Genomic DNA, 19,505 nt, shown 5'->3' on the forward strand with positions numbered 1-19,505 from the left:
TTAAAAATCAAATAAAGACTCTCCATTTCCATCCTCTTCCTGCTTTTCTTTTTCTTGCTTTCGATATTTGTTTAATCCCGCGCTCCCCATCATTTTTTCCATCATCAGCTGGTCTGTCGATGGCGGCGCGGCAGGACTTGGCGTAACGCTCGGCTGTATGCGGGGCGCGCTCACGTTCTCCGGCTGATCAAGCACGACATCACACAGAGAACGGACAACCGCTACATAACGCTTCAGCTCCTCATCCCGTTCAGCCGTTTTTGCTTTTTTTAGCTCTTCTTCCATCTTTTGGATCAAAGCAGATATATGAATGTTCATGAAGCACCCTCCAAAAAAATAAATGTTGTCTTCCTGCATTTTATCAAATTCCTGCTGAAAACGCAGATATGAGTTTGTTATTTTTTCTGACAAACCTTGCGCGATTGACAAGCAGAAGAGATTTTTCACATAATAAATCACCATACCTTACAAAAAGGAGAAACGGAATGAACAGCATCCCCTCTATCATCAGCAAGCATAAAGCCTATTTTGCGGCGGGACATACGAGACCGCTTGAATCGAGACTGAACATTTTGCGAAAGCTGAAACAAGCCGTCAGAACTCATGAAGCCGATCTCATAGCCGCTCTCTACCAGGATCTCCACAAATCCGAGCAAGAAGCATACTCAACAGAAATCGGAATCGTCTTGGAGGAAATCAGCTTTGTCATGAAACGGCTGAGAAAATGGTCCAAGCCGAAACGAGTCAAAACGCCGTTGACTCATCTAGGCTCCAAAAGCATCATCATTCCTGAGCCGTATGGAACCGTTTTGGTGATTGCGCCTTGGAACTATCCCTTGCAGCTGGCGCTTTCTCCGTTGATTGGAGCCATTGCGGCGGGGAACACGGTCGTTCTCAAGCCATCAGAATATACGCCGGCTGTTTCTGCTATTCTTTCCAAACTCATCAGCAGCGTTTTTCCAACTGATTATGTCGCTATGGCAGAAGGCGGGCCCGATGTCAGCACAGCATTATTACAGCAGCCCTTTGACTACATTTTCTTTACAGGCAGTGTAGCTGTAGGAAAAATCGTCATGGAGGCCGCCGCCAAACAATTAATTCCCGTAACCTTGGAGCTCGGCGGCAAAAGCCCCTGCATCGTCCATAAAGATGCTGACATTCAGCTTGCCGCCAAACGCATCGTCTTCGGGAAATTTACAAATGCGGGACAAACCTGCATCGCACCGGATTATTTATTTGTCCACGAGGACATCAAAACGAAGCTGACAGAAGAAATGAAGCGTGCGATCAGAGAATTTTACGGCCCTCAGCCGGAACGGAATCCGCAGTACGGCAAAATCGTCAGTGAACGGCACTATCAGCGGCTGCTCAGCTTTCTGAATGACGGCATCCCACTCACAGGCGGACAATCTGATCCTGATCATCACAAAATTGCGCCGACCATTCTCGAACAAGTGAGGGATGACTCTCCAGTGATGCAGGAGGAGATTTTCGGGCCGATTCTTCCGCTCTTTACATACCGCAATATTGGGGAAGTCATTGAGAAAGTCCAATCGCGCCCTAAGCCGCTCGCCCTATATCTCTTCACCACAAACAAAGAAATTGAGCGCGCTGTTTTAGGAAATCTGTCGTTTGGCGGGGGCTGTGTCAATGATACGTTAATGCATGTTGCGACGCCGTATTTGCCATTCGGCGGCGTCGGGGAAAGCGGCATCGGCAGCTATCACGGGTTTGACAGTTTTAACACATTCACGCACAAAAAAAGCGTCGTCAAACAAACGAACCGCTTCGACTTCGCATTTCGTTATCCTTCCTCCAAAAACGGGCTGCGAATGATTCGAAAAATACTCAAATAAAAAAGCGCAGATCACCTGCGCTTTTTACAAATCCTTAATACACCAATCAATCGGCGCCTCTCCCATTTTCTCCAAATAGGCATTCGCCCGGGAAAACGGTCTGCTCCCGAAAAATCCGTTTCTCGCAGAAAACGGGCTGGGATGCGTCGATTCAATGATAAAATGCTTGGACGTGTCGATCCGTTCTTTTTTCATTTGGGCATGCCGTCCCCACAAAATAAAAATAACCGGCCGCTCCCTTTCATTCAGCACGTCGATAATCCGGTCTGTCAGTCGCTCCCAGCCTTTCCCCTTATGGGAATTCGCCTGTCCGCGCCTTACTGTCAGCACAGTATTCAGCAAAAGAACGCCTTGCTTTGCCCAGCTGACAAGCGACCCGTGATTCGGGATGCTGCACCCGATGTCCTGCTGCAGTTCAAGAAAAATATTTTTTAACGAAGGCGGCTGCTTTACACCGGGCTTTACAGAGAAGCTTAAACCTTGAGCCTGTCCCGGCCCGTGATACGGATCTTGTCCCAGAATGACGACCTTGACATCATCATATGATGTATAATGCAGCGCATTGAAAATATCCCGGCTGTCCGGATAAATCGTTTGCTCCGCGTATTCCCGCTTCAGCATTTCTCTGAGCTCTTGATAATACGGTTTCTCAAACTCTTCCTTTAGCTGATTCCACCAGCTGTCTTGTAAAAGCTGTTTCAAGATTCAGGCCCCCTTACGAACGATGAAGTCTGGAATAGACAGGCTCGCCATCCCAAACCATTTCACTTTTTGCTTCCCGCCTCTTCATCTCAGGCTCTTCAAGCAGGACGGCAAAGTTTTTCGTCGGCAGCTCCCCGAGTCCGTGCTTTTCACTTAAACGATCCAAATATTGCTTCCGCTTGGCGCCAAGGTCCGCAGACTGATTGTCTCCCGCGTCACTGAAGGCATAAATCACACTGGCGCAAGGGACACGCTTCACCCGGTAATCCTTGGCTGCGCGCAGATAAAAATCCCAATCCCAGTAATTGTGCACATCAGCATCGAAATACCCGATTTCATCATGCAGAAAACGTCTGTACATGCTGCCCGACGGCACGTATGTAGAGAACACTCTCATATCCTCATAGTCAGCGGTATAAGCAAACAATTTCCGTGACACTGGATACCTTGTTCCGTTTTTCTCTTCAAACGAAACTATTTCCGCATCAGAATGAACGAAGTCTGCCGTTTCTATTTCCTTTGCCATTTTCTCGATATGCCCTGGCGTAAAGAAATCATCGTCATCACACAGCATAATGCAATCGCCAGACGCCTCTTTTACACCGGCATTTCTCGCAGCCACATGCCCCGAGTTCTTTTCTAAATTGATGACAGCAATCGGCAGCTCCGGATACAGTGCTTTGACTGGCACGACCGATTCCCCGGCATCATTCACAATAATAATTTCATACGGCTTCAAGGTCTGGCGGGAAATCGACTCCAGAAGCTCACACAAAGCCGGAATCCGATTATAGGTCACAATTACGATAGAAATCTTCATGATGCTCTCCTTCTCATTTTCATAGTCATGTACTATTAAAACATATATTGGACGGGAGATCAGTGGGAATATCCTACTGAAACGGCATACTACAATGATAGAAACAGCAAAGTGGCTCCGATCAGAAGCACCATGATCAGCATCAGATTTCCAAAGACATGAAAGAGATCTTTCAGGCGGACGCCATTCGGAAGGATAAGACGCCACAGCTTAGATTGATAGACCGGCAGCAGCACCAGTGCATAAGAAAGACACAAAAATGTAAAAGCCGGCGGAACAAAAGCACAGCCTGTATCGTCCCAATTCATCATGATGTCTTTCATACTAGATCCATCCAATAAAATCAAAGATATCATGAGGGCCAGCACCACAAAGGACCCCAATTGAACCTCAAACAGGCGCATTTTCTGGTTATATGCAAATCGGACCGCCCAAAACCAGACATAAGCATATGAACATAACAGCGTAAGAATGGCACCTGCTGTAAAGACGACATCAGGCAGCCAATCAAGCAGAAAAACAAAAGGCAAGCTGGCTGCCATAGCCAAGAGCATGCAGCCACCAGTAAACAAAAATACTGCCCCATGAGCTACAAAACCATATAAACAAGAGCTAATCCTCACGACATACACATCCTTTACATAGAAATTCTATGTATATACCTAAAAAATCAGGCAAGCTGACGCCTGCCAATATAACAGCCCATTCGGCCAAATAACGGAAATAACAGCGTTGCAATAGCACAAGTTCCAACAAACCAAGGTGTCAACAAGGATTGAAACAGCGCAGCAGGAATTACATTGAATAGAAAAACAAGCATAAAAATGACGTTTGGCACCATTGAGATCAGAATCGTATGTAGAACAAGCTTTTCTCCGCGTTTTCCAAACTCCTTCACGCCTTGATACCCAATCAGCACCCAGTAGATCATATATGCAGCTAAGATCAGCCAAACAGAAACAGAAATGCCTTTCCATACTGCTTGAACAAACGGTGATTCAAGCCATACATGCATTATTGTAATCGCAATGCCGACAGCGAATAGGGCACTGTTACAGAAAAGATGGAACATCAAAAACGCACGGAACGTTACTGGCTGTATTTTCTTAAACGAAGAAACAATGTCAGTTGGTGTTCCAAACGCCTGCAATAAAGTCTGCATAGCTTCCTCCTCACTCTTTCCTTCCTGAAAAGAGCAAAACAGATGATGTTCAATATGGCTCTCAATCTCTTCTATCATTGCCTCGCCTTCAGGAAGCCCTTTAAGCCCGCTTTTGATTTCGGATACATATGTTTCTTTATCCATTTTGTCCGCTCCACTTCAGTATTCGGTCCATCATGGCTGAAAATACGCTCCATTCCTTCGTGCGTTCCGCCAGCACTTCTTTGCCTTCGTCTGTAATCCGGTAATATTTGCGGTCCGGTCCTTTCTCCTGCTTCTCCCAGTAGGAAGAAATATATCCTTGGCGTTCAAGCTTGTGAAGAGAAGGATACAAGGTCCCTTCTTTCATCTGCAGCTCGTTTCCGCTGCGGCTTCCCATTTCTTTTACAAGCTCATAGCCGTACATCGGCCGCTCGTTCAGAAGCGTCAATACCAATATAACCGTGCTTCCCTTAACCAGCTCACGATTTAACATCTCAAAACCCCTACCTAGTTTTCTTATGTAGCATTTTACGAAAGCCCGTTGAGATTGTCAAATGATTCCTATAGATCTTCTATATTGTGATACAGAGAAAATCTAACTATAATGAAAGACAAAACATGATGGAGGTTCAAGACATGTCTATGCACAAAGCACTCACCATTGCCGGCTCAGATTCCAGCGGCGGTGCTGGGATTCAAGCTGATTTAAAAACATTTCAAGAAAAAAACGTATACGGGATGACCGCCTTAACGGTGATCGTTGCGATGGACCCAAACAACAGCTGGGACCATCAGGTATTCCCGATCGATACTGATACAATCCGCGCCCAGCTTGCAACAATTACGGACGGCATCGGTGTGGACGCCATGAAAACAGGAATGCTGCCAACCGTTGATATTATCGAGCTTGCAGCAAAAACGATCAAAGAAAAACAATTAAAAAATGTGGTAATTGACCCGGTTATGGTTTGCAAAGGTGCTAATGAAGTCCTTTATCCGGAGCACGCCCAAGCCCTGCGTGAGCAATTGGCTCCGCTAGCCACTGTCATTACGCCAAACTTGTTTGAAGCCAGCCAGCTCAGCGGCATGGATGAACTAAAAACAGTTGACGATATGATCGAAGCCGCGAAAAAAATTCACGCACTCGGCGCTCAATATGTCGTCATTACAGGCGGAGGCAAACTCAAACATGTGAAAGCCGTTGATGTTCTCTATGACGGAGAAACAGCGGAAGTCCTTGAAAGCGAAATGATCGATACGCCTTATACACATGGCGCAGGCTGTACGTTCTCAGCAGCCGTGACAGCGGAGCTCGCCAAAGGTGCGGAAGTCAAAGAAGCCATTTACGCAGCGAAAGAATTCATCACAGCGGCCATTAAAGAATCCTTCCCGCTAAACCAGTATGTTGGTCCTACGAAGCATTCTGCACTGCGCCTGAATCAACAATCATAAACAAAAGGGGCTGCCTTACAAAGAGGCAGCCCTTTTTAAATCACCGAAGACTTTTCACAGAAAAAACTGCCGATCCCATCGGCAGCCTGTTTATTTGATTTTTAAATTGTTTGCAGATTTCCTCAAAAATGTTTCTATCGACTGAACAAAAAGTGCATATTCCTTCATTTGTTCATATGCCCGCGTGAGAATTTCCGCCGTTTCACTGTGCGGCGTTGTTCCGCCAAGCATTTTTTTCAGCTGAAGCAGCACATCCTTATATTCTTCCCGCTTATCTTCAACTTGGTTAGCAGCCTTTTCCAAACATTCCGGTGTTATCTTCTGTTCATGTATATTCAAGAAAACAACTCCTTTTACAGAAAAAAATAGTAGGTTATCGTTGAAGAATAGCACAGATGGCTCAGATTTCACATAAGAAAATAGAAGGATTTTCTACATAAGTGTCCAAATTCCGACATTCATTTCAGATTTCCCGGTCGAACTGGCTGTTACTTCATGATTTCCCGGGAAAGGAAAATATCTCGCACTAAAGACCTCTTCTCCGTTATTGATAAAGATTTCCACAGATGACGCGTCGAAAAACATGTGTACGGTATGCAAGTCCTTGATGCGGCAATGTCTCGCTTCTGTTCTTTTTCCGTCAAAGCTCGTTCGTTCCAGCGTAACAATCCCCTCGTCTTTATGGAAGGAAAACGTAGCCGTTCCGCGGATACTGATTGAAAAGCCAGACTCCGTATGAATGTCTTCCAGCAGAATCTCAGCTCTTTCAGGTTTTTCCACTGGAAGTGTACCAGATGATCCATGCATGTTGATGTGTATTTTTTTCTCATTTCTGCGCATGGCTTTTAGCTCAGGCAGCGGCTGCTGAATCAGCTTCTGGCCTGAAAGCGTCAGCTGTCTCGGCAGCGTCATGCAGTGAATCCAGTGATAGTCAATCGTCGGATGAGATCCTTCATCCTGGTCAGGCACAGCCATCCATGCAAACAAAATCCGTCTGCCCTGATCATCTTCAAGTGTTTGCGGCGCGTAAAAATCAAAACCTTGATCAAGTTCCCTAAAATCACCATGCTTCAGTTCAGGCTTGTTATAATCGAGACGCCCGACAAAATAACCTGACTGGTATACGTTCTGATAAAGGAAACCGTCAGCCTCAAGCCCTTGAGGCGAAACAATCAGCACGTCCGATCCTTGAAGGGAAAACAAATCAGGGCATTCCCACATGTATCCAAAATCGTCCAGCCCGTTGAAGCCTGCGCCGGTTATCGGGCCAAGAAATCTCCACTCTATCAGGTTATCAGAAGCAAACAATACAGCCTGCCCTTTCAAATTCTCTGTTTGCGCACCAATCACCATATACCATGTGCCTTCATGCTCCCATACCTTCGGATCGCGAAAATGCGCCGTATATCCTTCCGGAAGGCGGGCGACGACACCCTTTTTCTCAAAGGACAGCCCGTCGTCAGAAACAGCAAGGCATTGATACGTTTCCCGATTTCCATCCTGATCCCTGACATTTCCTGTGTAAAACAGATAGAGCCGATCGTCTTTCGTGACAGCGCTGCCCGAGTAGCAGCCGTTTTTATCAAACCAATCACTCGGAGCCAGCGCAATCTCTTCCCGCTTCCAATTCACAACATCCTGTGTCGTATAATGCCCCCAAAATTTTGCGCCGTGCCCCGTCTGAAACGGCTGCCACTGAAAGAATACATGATAGCTGCCCTTCCAATAAATCACGCCATTCGGGTCATTCAGCAGCCCAACCGGCGGCATGATGTGAAAATGCTGGCGGTGCGGATCGCTGTTAGCGATGGGCTCTTTTTTCTCCACTTCTTCATAAGCCCGGCGACGAAGCTCCTGGTCATGTGCTGTCATTTTTTCCTCTCCTCATCCTCATTAATCTTCATGACAAATGCTGCAATGAACGCTGACACTGCCGCAATCGCCATGCCAATCAGATAGTTGATCAAGTTGCCCATGCCAAACGGCGCAGCAATGGCGATCATCGGAATTCCCGTTAACCCGTAAGCGTTTGCAGCTACATGTGTAAAGACGACATATGCTCCACCCAATGCGCCTCCGATCATCGCGGCGATAAACGGTTTTCGGTAGCGAAGATTGACTCCGAATATGACGGGCTCAGTAATGCCGAGAAAAGCGGAAAATGCTGCCGGAAGCGCGATTTCTTTTGTCTTTGCCTTTTTCGCCATAAAGAAGACGGCAAGACCTGCCCCGCCCTGTGCGACATTCGCCATTGACCAGATCGGCAGCAAGTAGTTTTTGCCTATATCTGCAATAAGCCCCGCCTCAATCGCATGGAAGCTGTGATGAACACCTGTCAGCACGATGAGTGAATACGTGCCCCCGAAAATCAAACCTGCCACAAAACCGGCATGGTCATATACATAAGTTAAAGCAACCGTAATGCCGGAGCCAAGCGCTCTGCCCAGAGGGCCAATCGCGATAAAAGCAACAAACCCGGTGACAATTACAGTAACAAAAGGTGTAACAAGCAAGTCTACCGCATGCGGAACCACTTTTCTTGTCCATTTCTCTACCTTGCTCATTACATAAACCGCCAGCAGAACAGGGATGACAGTTCCCTGATAGCCTAGAAGCGCGATATCAAATCCGAAAAGATGCATATAATCAGGTGTCGCTTCAGCCAAACCCCATGGATTCAAAAGGTTTGGATGAATCATGATTCCCCCAATGACCGCTCCCAAGTACGGGTTGCTGCCAAATTCTTTTGAAGCGCTTACTCCGATTAGAATCGGCAAGAAAATGAATGCTGCACTTGAAAACATATCAAGCAGCTGAAAAACTGCAGAATCCTTGCTCATCCAATGAAACGCATTGATCATACCCAGCAATCCCATTAATAGGCCGCTGGCTACAATAGCCGGGATGATTGGAACAAAAATATTAGAAAGCGTTTTCGCAAATCTCGCAGCGGGATTCAGCTTTTCTTTTGCCGCATCCTGATGATTTACGTGTTCTTCACGCTCGATATCAGCTTCTTTAGCAAAGGCATCGAATACTTTATTCACAAGGCCTGTTCCGAAAATGATCTGGTACTGGCCAGAGCTGCTGAAAGCCCCTTTGACGCCATCAAGCTCTTCTACTTGTGCTTGATCTATCTTTGATTCATCTTTCATCACTAAACGCAGTCTTGTTGCACAATGAGCCGCGCTGATAATATTTTCTTTCCCTCCGAGAAGCTCAATGAGGCGTTTTGCAGTCTCTTTGTAATCCATCTATTTCTCCCCCTTTTATTTAAACAAAAAAGACCTAAAATTCGCCAACGAATAAAGGACACAGCGATCCTTTTTCATTTACGCAAATTTTAGGTCTTGCCTGCTTTACCAGTCACAATCCCGCTTATTCAGATCAAGAATACGCTTTCATCATAAATCATGACAGCGTTTTCGTCAACTATTTTTTTAGTTAAATAGTTTGATAAAACATGTAGACAAAAATTCGTAAAAATTAATTGTGAAATACTTCACAATATCGTGCTATACTATGCTCAATCATGAAAGAAAGCAGGAAAAGACAATGGAAACTCAAGCATTACAAAAGGTTGAACAGTATGCTTTGAAAAAACAAAACATATTCACTTCAAGCAAAATCCGTTATGTGCTTCGGTCCATTTTGGCCAGTATGTTTATTGGTTTTGGCATTACAGCCGCAAGCAAAACAGGCAGCTATTTCTTTATGGCTGATTCTCCGTTTGCCTTTCCGGCTGCCGCTGTCACTTTCGGGGCCGCTATTCTGATGATTGCTTACGGAGGCGGAGATTTATTTACCGGCAACACCTTTTATTTCACCTATACCGCGCTCCGGAAAAAAATCAGCTGGCGCGACACCCTGCACTTGTGGATGTCAAGCTATGCCGGCAATTTAATCGGCGCCATTCTGTTTGCCATCCTGATCAGCGCGACGGGACTTTTTGAGGAGCCTTCTGTTCATTCCTTTTTGATTCATTTGGCAGAGCACAAAATGGAGCCGCCGGCTTCCGAATTGTTTTTCAGAGGAATGCTGTGCAATTGGCTTGTGTGCCTCGCCTTTTTCATTCCAATGTCTCTCAAAGGGGAAGGAGCAAAGCTTTTTACCATGATGCTTTTCGTTTTCTGCTTCTTTATTTCCGGCTTTGAACACAGCATTGCCAATATGTGCACATTCGCCATCTCGCTTTTGATCGAGCACCCTGATACAGTGACACTGATGGGAGCAGTCAGAAACTTAATCCCCGTTACGCTCGGCAATCTGACCGCGGGAATAGTTATGATGGGCTGGATGTACTACACACTGAATCCTGATCAATAAAAAAACTTCCAGAGATCACTCCCTGCAAGTCAAAGCGGTTATTCCGAGAGATCTTGAAGACGCTGGACATGCAGCGTGATATAGCCGGCCTCGGATTCCGGCAAATGTAATTGATATTCATTTTTCAAAAACTCCGCCAGCTCCAGCGCACATTGATAGGCGAATGAATACTTTTTTTGGATGAAATAAAGCATCTCCTCGTCCATACGATGGAGCGCTTCATTTGATTCCAACCGGCTGACCGCGTATCGCAAATGCGTGACAAGGCGTTGATAGGAAATGCTGTTTTCATCCACCTTTCGATTAAAGTATTGTTCTATTTTCTCTATCATTTCTTTGATCATGGTCGTATGCTTCAGCGCCGAATACATGCTCTCCGCATCCATCTTGGCCGTATGGATGTGAAGGGCAATATAACCCGCTTCATCTTCAGGCAGAGACACGCCCAATGTCTCTTTTACATGTCCGATCGCCCACAGGCCGATCTCATATTCTTTTTTATAGAGCGCCTTTATCTCATGCAGCAATTTATTCTGCACAAGCAGCCCATTTTGAATCCTTTCGATCGCAAAGGACAAATGGTCAGAAAGCGCGATATGAATGTGATCGCTCAGCGGCGCCGCGAGCTCTCCTTCCGCATAGCTGATGATATCCTCAGCTATTTCTATATGCTCCTCCGGCAGTGTTTGCAGGATTTGTTTGAACTTTTCATTCTCGTCGCGCACGACAAAGATCTTTTCCACTTTATTCATAGGGATGAGATCATTTTTCTTTTTTTGAAAAGCGATTCCCGGTCCCATCACGATTTTTTCCTGATCATCCTCTTTTATTAAAGCCGCATTGTTGTTTAATACTTTATAGATTTTCAAGAGGTTATCTCTCCCGCCAATTTGCTTTTGACTGGGATTTTACCTCCTTTTGACCGCCATGTAAAGATGCGGGCCCGCTCTCTCCTGCTTTGGCGATTCCTTGAAGGCTTGCAAACATCTTCTTTTATAAAGCGCGGCGGCTTTCGCTTTCTGCTTTTCTTCCTCATTCACAGCCATCCGCCACTCATAAAACGAAACGAGTCCTGCGGCCTGCACAGCCGCCTTTCTTTGGTATGTACGCTGAGCCGAATAGACCGCGGCAGCCGCAGTTTTTCTGTCCGGCGTCACCCAGTTCATCAAAAAGACCATCCACACCCGTAAAGATACAAGCAAACGTTTCATAGAAAAACATCCCTCCGCTTCTTTTTGGCAGGCAGCCTTTTTAGCAGCCCGTTTTCTCAGCCGCAGCCCGCAAGAAAAGACGGCCGATTTCTTTTCTCGCAAACTAGCGGCTCTAGCAAAACTCATGACTCTATGATAGACCGTGGAAAGAGAATTCTTTGTCACAATATGAGTGAAAAAACCAACTAGTTTTTAGAAGTTTTGTTGAAAGCTGAAAGAATTGAAATGAAAATTGGAGAACGGTTTGAAAACTTTATACACAAGTTATCCCAAAGATAAGAACAACTTAATCACAAGAGATGTCCACATGTCCACAAACTCTATCTATATTTTGTATACGAACGTATATTCCTAACTATATATATACACAGGTTTATTCACTTATACACAGGGTTCTGTGTATAACTCCTTCGTTATACACAAACAAAATCCAATAAATGGTCCAAATGACACAAGGATTTTTTTGAATTTTCAAGAAATATATACTAGATCTTTCACATTTTTTCTAAATACAAAGGGGGAAACACATTGAAAAAGGGGATCATTCGCTTTCTGCTTGTAAGTTTCGTCTTACTTTTTGCGTTATCCACAGGTATTACGGGAATCAAGGCAGCTCCGGCTTCTTCAAAAACGTCGGCTGATCTGGAAAAAGCCGAGGTATTCGGTGATATCGACATGACGACAAGCAAAAAAACAACCGTTATAGTGGAATTAAAAGAAAAATCCTTGGCAGAAGCGAAGGAAGCGGGAGAAAGCCAATCGAAAAGCAAGCTGAAAACCGCTCGCACAAAAGCAAAAAACAAAGCAATCAAAGCGGTGAAAAACGGAAAAGTAAACCGGGAATATGAGCAGGTATTCTCAGGCTTCTCTATGAAGCTTCCAGCTAATGAGATTCCAAAACTTCTCGCGGTAAAAGACGTTAAGGCAGTGTACCCGAACGTCACATATAAAACAGACAATATGAAGGATAAAGACGTCACAATCTCCGAAGACGCCGTATCTCCGCAAATGGATGACAGTGCGCCTTATATCGGAGCAAACGATGCATGGGATATAGGCTACACAGGAAAAGGCATCAAGGTGGCGATTATTGACACTGGGGTTGAATACAATCACCCAGATCTGAAGAAAAACTTTGGACAATATAAAGGATACGATTTTGTGGACAATGATTACGATCCAAAAGAAACACCAACAGGCGATCCGAGGGGCGGAGCGACTGACCACGGCACACACGTAGCCGGAACTGTGGCTGCAAACGGAACAATTAAAGGCGTAGCGCCTGATGCAACACTTCTTGCTTATCGTGTGTTAGGGCCTGGCGGAAGCGGCACAACGGAAAACGTCATCGCGGGCGTGGAACGTGCAGTGCAGGACGGAGCAGATGTGATGAACCTGTCTCTCGGAAACTCTTTAAACAACCCGGACTGGGCGACAAGCACAGCGCTTGACTGGGCCATGTCAGAAGGCGTTGTCGCTGTTACCTCAAACGGCAACAGCGGACCGAACGGCTGGACAGTCGGATCGCCGGGCACATCAAGAGAAGCGATTTCTGTCGGTGCGACTCAGCTGCCGCTCAATGAATACGCCGTCACATTCGGCTCCTACTCTTCAGCAAAAGTGATGGGCTATAACAAGGAGGACGAAGTCAAAGCGCTCAATAACAAAGAAGTTGAGCTTGTCGAAGCGGGAATCGGCGAAGCAAAGGATTTTGAAGGGAAAGACCTGACAGGCAAAGTCGCCGTTGTCAAACGAGGCAGCATTGCATTTGTGGATAAAGCGGATAACGCTAAAAAAGCCGGTGCAATCGGCATGGTTGTGTATAACAACCTCTCTGGAGAAATTGAAGCCAATGTGCCAGGCATGTCTGTCCCAACGATTAAGCTTTCATTAGAAGACGGCGAAAAACTCGTCAGCGCCCTGAAAGCTGGTGAGACAAAAACAACATTCAAGTTGACGGTCTCAAAAGCGCTCGGTGAACAAGTGGCTGATTTCTCATCACGCGGCCCTGTTATGGATACGTGGATGATTAAGCCTGATATTTCGGCGCCAGGGGTCAATATCGTGAGCACGATCCCAACACACGATCCTGACCATCCATACGGCTACGGATCAAAACAAGGAACAAGCATGGCATCGCCTCATATTGCCGGAGCGGTTGCCGTTATTAAACAAGCCAAACCAAAGTGGAGCGTTGAACAGATTAAAGCCGCCATCATGAATACCGCTGTCACTTTAAAGGATAGCGATGGGGAAGTATATCCGCATAACGCTCAAGGCGCAGGCAGCGCAAGAATCATGAACGCAATCAAAGCCGATTCGCTCGTCTCACCTGGAAGCTATTCATACGGCACGTTCTTGAAGGAAAACGGAAACGAAACGAAAAAAGAAACGTTTACGATTGAAAATCAATCTTCCATTAGAAAATCATACACACTGGAATACTCATTTAATGGCAGCGGCATCTCCACATCCGGCACAAGCCGTGTTGTGATTCCGGCACATCAAACCGGGAAAGCCACTGCAAAAGTAAAGGTCAATACGAAGAAAACAAAAGCTGGCACCTATGAAGGAACGGTTATCGTCAGAGAAGGCGGAAAAACGGTCGCTAAGGTACCTACATTGCTGATTGTGAAAGAGCCCGATTATCCGAGAGTCACATCTGTCTCTGTCAGCGAAGGGTCTGTACAAGGTACCTATCAAATTGAAACCTACCTTCCTGCGGGAGCGGAAGAGTTGGCGTTCCTCGTCTATGACAGCAACCTTGATTTCGCAGGCCAAGCCGGCATTTATAAAAACCAAGATAAAGGTTACCAGTACTTTGACTGGGACGGCACGATTAATGGCGTAACCAAACTTCCGGCCGGAGAGTATTACTTGCTCGCATATGCCGCGAACAAAGGCAAGTCAAGCCAGGTTTTGACCGAAGAACCTTTCACTGTTGAATAAGAAAAAGCCCTGCCGAATCGGCAGGGCTTTTTAAAGATCAGTCAGCAAACGCCTCCTGCAATAATCGATACGATCGGAGCTTATCTTCAAAATGATGTGTGATGGTCACCACCATGATTTCCTCTGTTTCATACGCTTTACTCAAAGCTAGCAGCCGCTCCTTAACCTGTTCTTTCGTACCGACAATCATTCGATTTCGATTATCAGCAATTCGTCTCTGTTCATAAGGAGAATACGTATTTTTCCGAACAGCTTCATACGAAGGAACTCCCTCTAAAGGAATACCCTGCTCTCCCGCCAAAAGTGTAAAATCAAGCACAGCCCCAAGCTCCTCTGCCTTCTCCTCCGTGTCAGCACAAAGAACAAAAACAGCAACTGCCGCTCGAGGCGTATCTCCTAACACAGATGGTTTGAATCTCCTCTTATACTGTCTGACAGTACCCTCTCCGCCCTCTCCATTGATAAAATGGGCAAACATATAGCCAGCGCCAGATTCAGCTGCGAGCAGCGCGCTTTCTCCAGATGAGCCGAGCAGCCACACATCCGGAGCCGTTGAAATATGCGGCGCAGCGGTCAGATTCGGAAAACGGTGTTTATCATCCGCCAAATCATGCAAATACATGGTCAGCTCCTTGATTTGCTGCGGATACTGATCAGCATTGCGCTTACCGCCGTCATTCAGCGCCCATGATGCAATTGGCATTCCCCCCGGTGCTCTGCCAAGCCCCAGGTCAATTCTTCCTGGTGTCAGCCCCTCCAGAACACGAAAGTTTTCAGCTACTTTATAAGCACTGTAATGCGGCAGCATAACTCCTCCTGATCCAACACGGATTCGCTTTGTTTTCGCCGCTATATGACTGATTAGCACCTCAGGACTGGACCCTGCCAGCCGTTTTGAAAAGTGATGCTCAGAAACCCAAAATCTCTTATATCCAAGGTCCTCAGCAGCTTGGGCAAGCGCAACGGTTTGCTGTAAGGCCGTTTCAGCATTGCTGCCCTCTGATACTGGAGATTGATCTAATATACTTAATGAAACCATCCCTACCACCTCATCCTCATCGTATCACTGATCTTCTATTTTTTCTCCAAAGCCGCTCACACTGCTTATCAGTGTCCCCTATCATTCGCCATTTATTTGTGAAAGCCTGTCCCTATTTGTCGGAATATGTTACACGTGAAACATAAAAACCCCTCCAGACGGAGAGGTTTGCTTTAGTTTTTATTAAAGCCCTTTTCTTTCACGTAGTCATTTAAATACGTACGCGGCTTTTGCTTCATAAAGTTCAGTATTTGATCGGACCACGTTTCTTCCCGCTGCCCGTTTGTTCTTTCTCTATAGTAATCAGAAATGGTTTTGTCATACGTATTCATAGTATGACGGAAATCGTCTGTGTTCACATTATACGTATTCTCATGATAAACGGCCTGCTTTGGCAATCTCGGTTTTTTGCCGGAAAGGTTCGCAGGATGGCCTACTGCCAGTCCGAAAAGCGGGAGCACATGGTCAGGCGTTTGCAGCACCTCTGTCACCTTGTCCAGTTCATTCCGAATGCCGCCGATATAGCAAATGCCAAGCCCCATGGATTCAGCGGCAATGCTCATATTTTGCGCTGCCAGCGCCGCATCAATTAAGCTAACCATAAACATTTCTGTATTCTCGAGCAGCTCAGAAATATGTTCACCTTTTTCCTCAGCCAGTTTTTGATGGCGGTACAAATCCGCACAAAATACAAAAAAGTGTCCGTTCTTCTCAACGTAAGGCTGATTCCCAGCAAGCACGGACAGCTCACGTTTTTTCTCAGGATCAGAAACCCCGATAATCGAATATGCCTGCACATAGCTGGATGTAGACGCAGCCTGCGCACTTTTCACTAATGTATCAATTTCTTCAGCTGTCAAAAGCTGATCAGTAAAAGACCGGATTGACCGATGATTCAAAATGGTTTCGATTGTGTTATTCATCACAAAAACCTCCTTATCACTTTTTATCATATCCGAAAAAAAGTGATCTCAAAAGCGAAATGCTCTGCACAAAAAAAGACAGCCTCTGTAAAGGCTGTCTGCATATTAAGAATTAAAAAGATAACTTCTGTATTTCGTCAGCTGCACACTTGCATTATATACAATTCCAAATCCGATTAACGTGGAAAGTGTCGAGCTTCCCCCATAGCTGACAAACAGCAGCGGAATCCCGGTAACAGGCATAATGCCGATGTTCATTCCGATATTCTGGAATGTGTGGATCACAATTAACGCCGTATAGCCAACGCAAAAGAAAGAAGCGAAACGGTTAAACGGATGTATTTTGTCTATCAGAACGACAAGCCTGTAGATTAAAAAGAAGAACATGATGACAACAATTGCACAGCCTATAAAGCCAAATGACTCACCTATTATAGAAAAGATAAAGTCAGTCGTACTCTCTGGAACATAAACCTTCAAATTAGAAATACCATTACCTAAAATACCACCAGATCCTATTGCCATGATGGCCTGGTCAACTTGCCAGCTGTCATTTGAATCTTCCTGTGTCTCATTTGAAGCAGACACCCAAGAAGTGACCCGCTTAATTTGATAATCCTGTATTCCAACTGATTTAGCAACGTCAGGAAAGTTTATCATTACTAATAAAATTAATGAAATGAGTAAGATACCTGAACCAGCTATGATCGCAATTAATTTCCAATTTATACCTGACATAAAAACCATTACAAGAACGATAAACATACATATTCCCGCAGTCCCAGCATCCTGCATCAAGATAAGACCTACAGGAATAACTGCGACACCCGCAATCTTTAATAACAAGTGGATATCATCCCTAAGCGTCCGAACTCCTTTAGGATTAGCTTTTCCAATAACTGAAGCAAGCATCATAATCAAACCAACCTTCATAAACTCTGACGGCTGTATTGTTATTCTACCGATCCTAAACCAACTTTTTGCCCCTTTAATAACAGGTGCAATAGACTCGGGACTGATTTTAAGAATAATCAAAGATAAAATACCAATGATAAAAATATATAAACTTAACTTTTCAAGCTGTTCTAAATCAAAGTACAAAAGAACTGTAATGGCAACAGCCCCCAAAAGATAAAACACAATTTGCTGAATCCAATCCGTGTTCCCATACTGCCCAAACTGACCGGCAGCATAAATTGATACTACGCTTATAATAAAAAACACACCAAATATAAAAATCAAATCCCCCTGATAAAAGGGGCTTTGCTGTTTCTTATATCGACTCATTCTATCCCGCCTTACATTTTCATCGGAAAATCACTAATGTTTATTATACATGAACCACGTTCAAGATGACACGTGAAGCTCGCTTCCTTTTATGTTTTTTCAGCATTTGCGGCACTTTTTCAGCTACACGAAATATGACGTATCATAAACCGAAATGTTTCGATTGACACAAAACTTTTCAAATGAAAAAAACGCCATACCAAAAGAATTTGTTAAAAAACGAATGCGATAATGTGTTATGTTCCCAAATAATGTGATACCTCATAAGAAACAGCTAAAAATTCAGAGCCCCATGCCCATACATTCTCCTAGCACATTAAACGAAAAAAATAAGACGATAGATCCAGTCCATTTCTGCAAAAACACGTATCAATTTCTGGAAAACATGGTATAATAATTGTAACAGAATGTTCAAAAAACAATCACAAAACAGACACAACTCAGTTCCTCTATTTCATTTTTGTAAACGTTATCACAAAATGAAAGGAGACGGGTATGATGGACATGTTTTTTGCTTACTTATTGGTTGCCAGCGCAACGCCTCTCTTTATTTGGCTTGATAACAAAAAAGTCGCACTCTCAGCTATTCCGCCAATCATTTTAATGTGGGTATTCTTCTTCTTTTACGCAACAGAAAGCCTTTCTCCACTTGGACACACTCTCATGATTATCTTGTTTGCCGTTAACGTCATTGTCGCTCATATCGCCGCATTTATCATTTACGGCCTTCCGTATCTTCGCAGAAAGCGAAGCAGCTGAAGACAGCAAAAAACCCTCTTCCAATGAAGAGGGTTTTTGTATTATTCGTTATGGCCTGAATGCTCTGAGTGTTCAGCGCCTCCAGGAGGATTTCCGTCCATATGGTCACCATGGTGATAGTGAGCCGCGAAAATCCAGATGGATCCAAGTACGATAACGATCGCGCCAAAGAATCCGAACAGCGTGTTTCCGACTTGGATCGTGCCGTTTTCGCTCTCTGTCATATGCATGAACATGAGAAGCTGCAGCGCCGCCTGAATGAAGGCGAAGCCGAAGATTATCCAAAGTTTTGCTGATGAGCTCAGGTCAGTATACACTGCAACCCATAGAGCCAGCAGGGTCAAAACGATAGACAGGATAAAACCTACAATGTGTTTCCATGGAAAGTGACTGTGTTCAGCAGATTTGTTTGCCATTTTACAGACCCCCCAATCCCATGAGATAGACACCTGTAAAGATGAAAATCCATACAACATCTAAGAAGTGCCAGTACAAGCTTGAGATAAAGATTTTAGATGAAGTTTGCGGGGTTAAGCCGCGTTTCTTCAACTGAATCAGAATTCCTGTGATCCAGAAAATCCCGATTGTTACGTGAGTTCCGTGAGTTCCAAGTAAAACAAAGAATCCAGACCAGAACGCACTTGTACTGAGAGCCGCTCCTTCATGTACATAGTGAACAAACTCGTTGATCTCGCATCCGACGAAGCCGGCCCCGAGAAGAAGAGTGATAATTGTCCAAATGACTACGCCTTTTAAACTTCCGCGGCGCATTTCATGAACAGCGATCCCGCAGGTAAAGCTGCTGATCAGCAGCAAGAACGTCATAATCATTACCAGATTGACTTCAAATAGTTCGTCTGGCAAGACACCTCCAGCTGTTCTGTTTTTAAGAACGAAGAAGGTTGCAAATAGTGTTGAGAACAACACAATTTCTGCCCCTAAAAAGATCCAAAACCCGAGAATATTAAGTCTGCCGGTTTCAGATTGATATTCCATAGGCGCGTTAGAATTGCCGTGTTCTGCATGTTCCATAACTC

At 45.0% G+C, this 19,505-nt stretch carries 21 protein-coding genes; 5 read left to right on the forward strand and 16 right to left on the reverse strand.

The features are described from left to right. The gene (locus NST79_RS19810) at positions 1-318 is read right to left on the reverse strand and encodes a YwdI family protein (RefSeq protein WP_041351304.1); all 318 of its coding nucleotides are present in this window, start codon (positions 316-318) and stop codon (positions 1-3) included. 167 nt (positions 319-485) lie between these two features. Between NST79_RS19810 and NST79_RS19815 the strand changes: the two genes are divergently transcribed. Beyond that, entirely contained in the window at positions 486-1,856 is a 1,371-nt protein-coding gene (locus tag NST79_RS19815; RefSeq protein ID WP_212060256.1) for an aldehyde dehydrogenase, read from the forward strand. A 24-nt stretch (positions 1,857-1,880) separates the two neighbouring features. Here the strand turns inward: NST79_RS19815 and NST79_RS19820 are convergent, their stop codons facing one another. The 5 genes from NST79_RS19820 to NST79_RS19840 form a co-directional block, all read right to left on the reverse strand. Beyond that, positions 1,881-2,558, reverse strand: coding sequence for a uracil-DNA glycosylase (locus NST79_RS19820; RefSeq protein WP_014478341.1), 678 nt, complete (start codon positions 2,556-2,558; stop codon positions 1,881-1,883). Positions 2,559-2,571: 13 nt separating this feature from the next. Next, positions 2,572-3,378 carry a glycosyltransferase family 2 protein gene (locus NST79_RS19825; RefSeq protein ID WP_015250953.1) on the reverse strand — a complete coding sequence of 269 codons (807 nt, stop codon included), beginning with the start codon at positions 3,376-3,378 and terminating at the stop codon, positions 2,572-2,574. An 89-nt stretch (positions 3,379-3,467) separates the two neighbouring features. Then, complete coding sequence (locus NST79_RS19830) at positions 3,468-4,001, reverse strand: hypothetical protein (protein ID WP_048654799.1); 534 nt, start codon at positions 3,999-4,001, stop codon at positions 3,468-3,470. 47 nt (positions 4,002-4,048) lie between these two features. Next, positions 4,049-4,684, reverse strand: a complete 636-nt coding sequence (locus tag NST79_RS19835) for a permease prefix domain 1-containing protein (protein ID WP_048654800.1) — start codon at positions 4,682-4,684, stop codon at positions 4,049-4,051. Then, positions 4,677-5,015 carry a PadR family transcriptional regulator gene (locus tag NST79_RS19840; protein ID WP_003227432.1) on the reverse strand — a complete coding sequence of 113 codons (339 nt, stop codon included), beginning with the start codon at positions 5,013-5,015 and terminating at the stop codon, positions 4,677-4,679. Before NST79_RS19840 ends, NST79_RS19835 begins: the two co-directional genes overlap by 8 nt. Before the next feature lie 143 nt (positions 5,016-5,158). Between NST79_RS19840 and NST79_RS19845 the strand changes: the two genes are divergently transcribed. Then, positions 5,159-5,974, forward strand: a complete 816-nt coding sequence (locus tag NST79_RS19845; RefSeq protein WP_212060254.1) for a bifunctional hydroxymethylpyrimidine kinase/phosphomethylpyrimidine kinase — start codon at positions 5,159-5,161, stop codon at positions 5,972-5,974. A 90-nt stretch (positions 5,975-6,064) separates the two neighbouring features. On the opposite strand, the gene NST79_RS19850 is transcribed toward NST79_RS19845, so the two are convergent. The 3 genes from NST79_RS19850 to scrA all read right to left on the reverse strand — a co-directional run bounded on the left by NST79_RS19850 (position 6,065) and on the right by scrA (position 9,228). Then, positions 6,065-6,313 carry a hypothetical protein gene (locus tag NST79_RS19850; RefSeq protein ID WP_003243437.1) on the reverse strand — a complete coding sequence of 83 codons (249 nt, stop codon included), beginning with the start codon at positions 6,311-6,313 and terminating at the stop codon, positions 6,065-6,067. A 93-nt stretch (positions 6,314-6,406) separates the two neighbouring features. Then, a complete protein-coding gene (gene sacA, locus NST79_RS19855) occupies positions 6,407-7,846 on the reverse strand; it encodes a sucrose-6-phosphate hydrolase (RefSeq protein ID WP_015250950.1) in 1,440 nt (479 codons plus the stop codon). Beyond that, on the reverse strand, positions 7,843-9,228 hold the full coding sequence (gene scrA, locus NST79_RS19860; RefSeq protein ID WP_212060252.1) for a sucrose-specific PTS transporter subunit IIBC: 1,386 nt from the start codon (positions 9,226-9,228) through the stop codon (positions 7,843-7,845). The genes sacA and scrA overlap by 4 nt, the downstream gene beginning before the upstream one ends. A 301-nt stretch (positions 9,229-9,529) precedes the next feature. On the opposite strand from scrA, the gene NST79_RS19865 reads away from it, so the two are divergent. Further along, positions 9,530-10,300, forward strand: a complete 771-nt coding sequence (locus NST79_RS19865; RefSeq protein WP_212060250.1) for a formate/nitrite transporter family protein — start codon at positions 9,530-9,532, stop codon at positions 10,298-10,300. A 38-nt stretch (positions 10,301-10,338) separates the two neighbouring features. On the opposite strand, the gene sacT is transcribed toward NST79_RS19865, so the two are convergent. Then, positions 10,339-11,169, reverse strand: a complete 831-nt coding sequence (sacT, locus tag NST79_RS19870; protein WP_003227423.1) for a sac operon transcriptional antiterminator SacT — start codon at positions 11,167-11,169, stop codon at positions 10,339-10,341. 39 nt (positions 11,170-11,208) lie between these two features. Continuing rightward, positions 11,209-11,511 (reverse strand): hypothetical protein, encoded by a 303-nt coding sequence (locus tag NST79_RS19875; RefSeq protein WP_003222155.1) that lies wholly within the window; start codon positions 11,509-11,511, stop codon positions 11,209-11,211. Positions 11,512-12,039: 528 nt separating this feature from the next. Between NST79_RS19875 and vpr the strand changes: the two genes are divergently transcribed. Further along, positions 12,040-14,460 carry a S8 family serine peptidase gene (gene vpr / locus NST79_RS19880; protein ID WP_212060248.1) on the forward strand — a complete coding sequence of 807 codons (2,421 nt, stop codon included), beginning with the start codon at positions 12,040-12,042 and terminating at the stop codon, positions 14,458-14,460. Between the two features lie 37 nt (positions 14,461-14,497). Here vpr and NST79_RS19885 read toward each other — a convergent pair whose 3' ends face one another. The 3 genes from NST79_RS19885 to rodA all read right to left on the reverse strand — a co-directional run bounded on the left by NST79_RS19885 (position 14,498) and on the right by rodA (position 17,709). Beyond that, positions 14,498-15,499 (reverse strand): LLM class flavin-dependent oxidoreductase, encoded by a 1,002-nt coding sequence (locus NST79_RS19885; protein WP_032722719.1) that lies wholly within the window; start codon positions 15,497-15,499, stop codon positions 14,498-14,500. Positions 15,500-15,672: 173 nt separating this feature from the next. Further along, entirely contained in the window at positions 15,673-16,422 is a 750-nt protein-coding gene (gene nfsA, locus NST79_RS19890; protein WP_017696211.1) for an oxygen-insensitive NADPH nitroreductase, read from the reverse strand. 105 nt (positions 16,423-16,527) lie between these two features. Then, positions 16,528-17,709, reverse strand: a complete 1,182-nt coding sequence (gene rodA, locus NST79_RS19895) for a cell shape-determining peptidoglycan glycosyltransferase RodA (protein WP_003227413.1) — start codon at positions 17,707-17,709, stop codon at positions 16,528-16,530. A gap of 495 nt (positions 17,710-18,204) precedes the next feature. Between rodA and ywcE the strand changes: the two genes are divergently transcribed. Further along, positions 18,205-18,468: a spore morphogenesis/germination protein YwcE gene (ywcE, locus tag NST79_RS19900; RefSeq protein WP_003227411.1), complete on the forward strand. Its 264-nt coding sequence runs from the start codon at positions 18,205-18,207 to the stop codon at positions 18,466-18,468. Between the two features lie 41 nt (positions 18,469-18,509). Here the strand turns inward: ywcE and qoxD are convergent, their stop codons facing one another. Next, positions 18,510-18,884, reverse strand: a complete 375-nt coding sequence (gene qoxD / locus NST79_RS19905; RefSeq protein ID WP_003227410.1) for a cytochrome aa3 quinol oxidase subunit IV — start codon at positions 18,882-18,884, stop codon at positions 18,510-18,512. 1 nt (position 18,885) lies between these two features. Further along, on the reverse strand, positions 18,886-19,500 hold the full coding sequence (qoxC, locus tag NST79_RS19910; protein WP_003227409.1) for a cytochrome aa3 quinol oxidase subunit III: 615 nt from the start codon (positions 19,498-19,500) through the stop codon (positions 18,886-18,888). Positions 19,501-19,505 lie beyond the last annotated feature (5 nt).

This window comes from Bacillus sp. PS196 (genome assembly GCF_037963555.1).
Lineage (GTDB): Bacteria > Bacillota > Bacilli > Bacillales > Bacillaceae > Bacillus > Bacillus subtilis.

Coding starts and splice junctions, on each gene's coding strand:
- NST79_RS19885 (WP_032722719.1), bottom strand. CDS start 15,499: ATGGTTTCATTAAGTATATTAGATCAATCTCCAGTATCAGAGGGCAGC.
- nfsA (WP_017696211.1), bottom strand. CDS start 16,422: ATGAATAACACAATCGAAACCATTTTGAATCATCGGTCAATCCGGTCT.
- NST79_RS19845 (WP_212060254.1), top strand. CDS start 5,159: ATGTCTATGCACAAAGCACTCACCATTGCCGGCTCAGATTCCAGCGGC.
- NST79_RS19840 (WP_003227432.1), bottom strand. CDS start 5,015: ATGTTAAATCGTGAGCTGGTTAAGGGAAGCACGGTTATATTGGTATTG.
- NST79_RS19875 (WP_003222155.1), bottom strand. CDS start 11,511: ATGAAACGTTTGCTTGTATCTTTACGGGTGTGGATGGTCTTTTTGATG.
- qoxD (WP_003227410.1), bottom strand. CDS start 18,884: ATGGCAAACAAATCTGCTGAACACAGTCACTTTCCATGGAAACACATT.
- NST79_RS19825 (WP_015250953.1), bottom strand. CDS start 3,378: ATGAAGATTTCTATCGTAATTGTGACCTATAATCGGATTCCGGCTTTG.
- NST79_RS19835 (WP_048654800.1), bottom strand. CDS start 4,684: ATGGATAAAGAAACATATGTATCCGAAATCAAAAGCGGGCTTAAAGGG.
- NST79_RS19810 (WP_041351304.1), bottom strand. CDS start 318: ATGAACATTCATATATCTGCTTTGATCCAAAAGATGGAAGAAGAGCTA.
- NST79_RS19815 (WP_212060256.1), top strand. CDS start 486: ATGAACAGCATCCCCTCTATCATCAGCAAGCATAAAGCCTATTTTGCG.
- sacA (WP_015250950.1), bottom strand. CDS start 7,846: ATGACAGCACATGACCAGGAGCTTCGTCGCCGGGCTTATGAAGAAGTG.
- rodA (WP_003227413.1), bottom strand. CDS start 17,709: ATGAGTCGATATAAGAAACAGCAAAGCCCCTTTTATCAGGGGGATTTG.
- scrA (WP_212060252.1), bottom strand. CDS start 9,228: ATGGATTACAAAGAGACTGCAAAACGCCTCATTGAGCTTCTCGGAGGG.
- NST79_RS19865 (WP_212060250.1), top strand. CDS start 9,530: ATGGAAACTCAAGCATTACAAAAGGTTGAACAGTATGCTTTGAAAAAA.
- ywcE (WP_003227411.1), top strand. CDS start 18,205: ATGATGGACATGTTTTTTGCTTACTTATTGGTTGCCAGCGCAACGCCT.
- qoxC (WP_003227409.1), bottom strand. CDS start 19,500: ATGGAACATGCAGAACACGGCAATTCTAACGCGCCTATGGAATATCAA.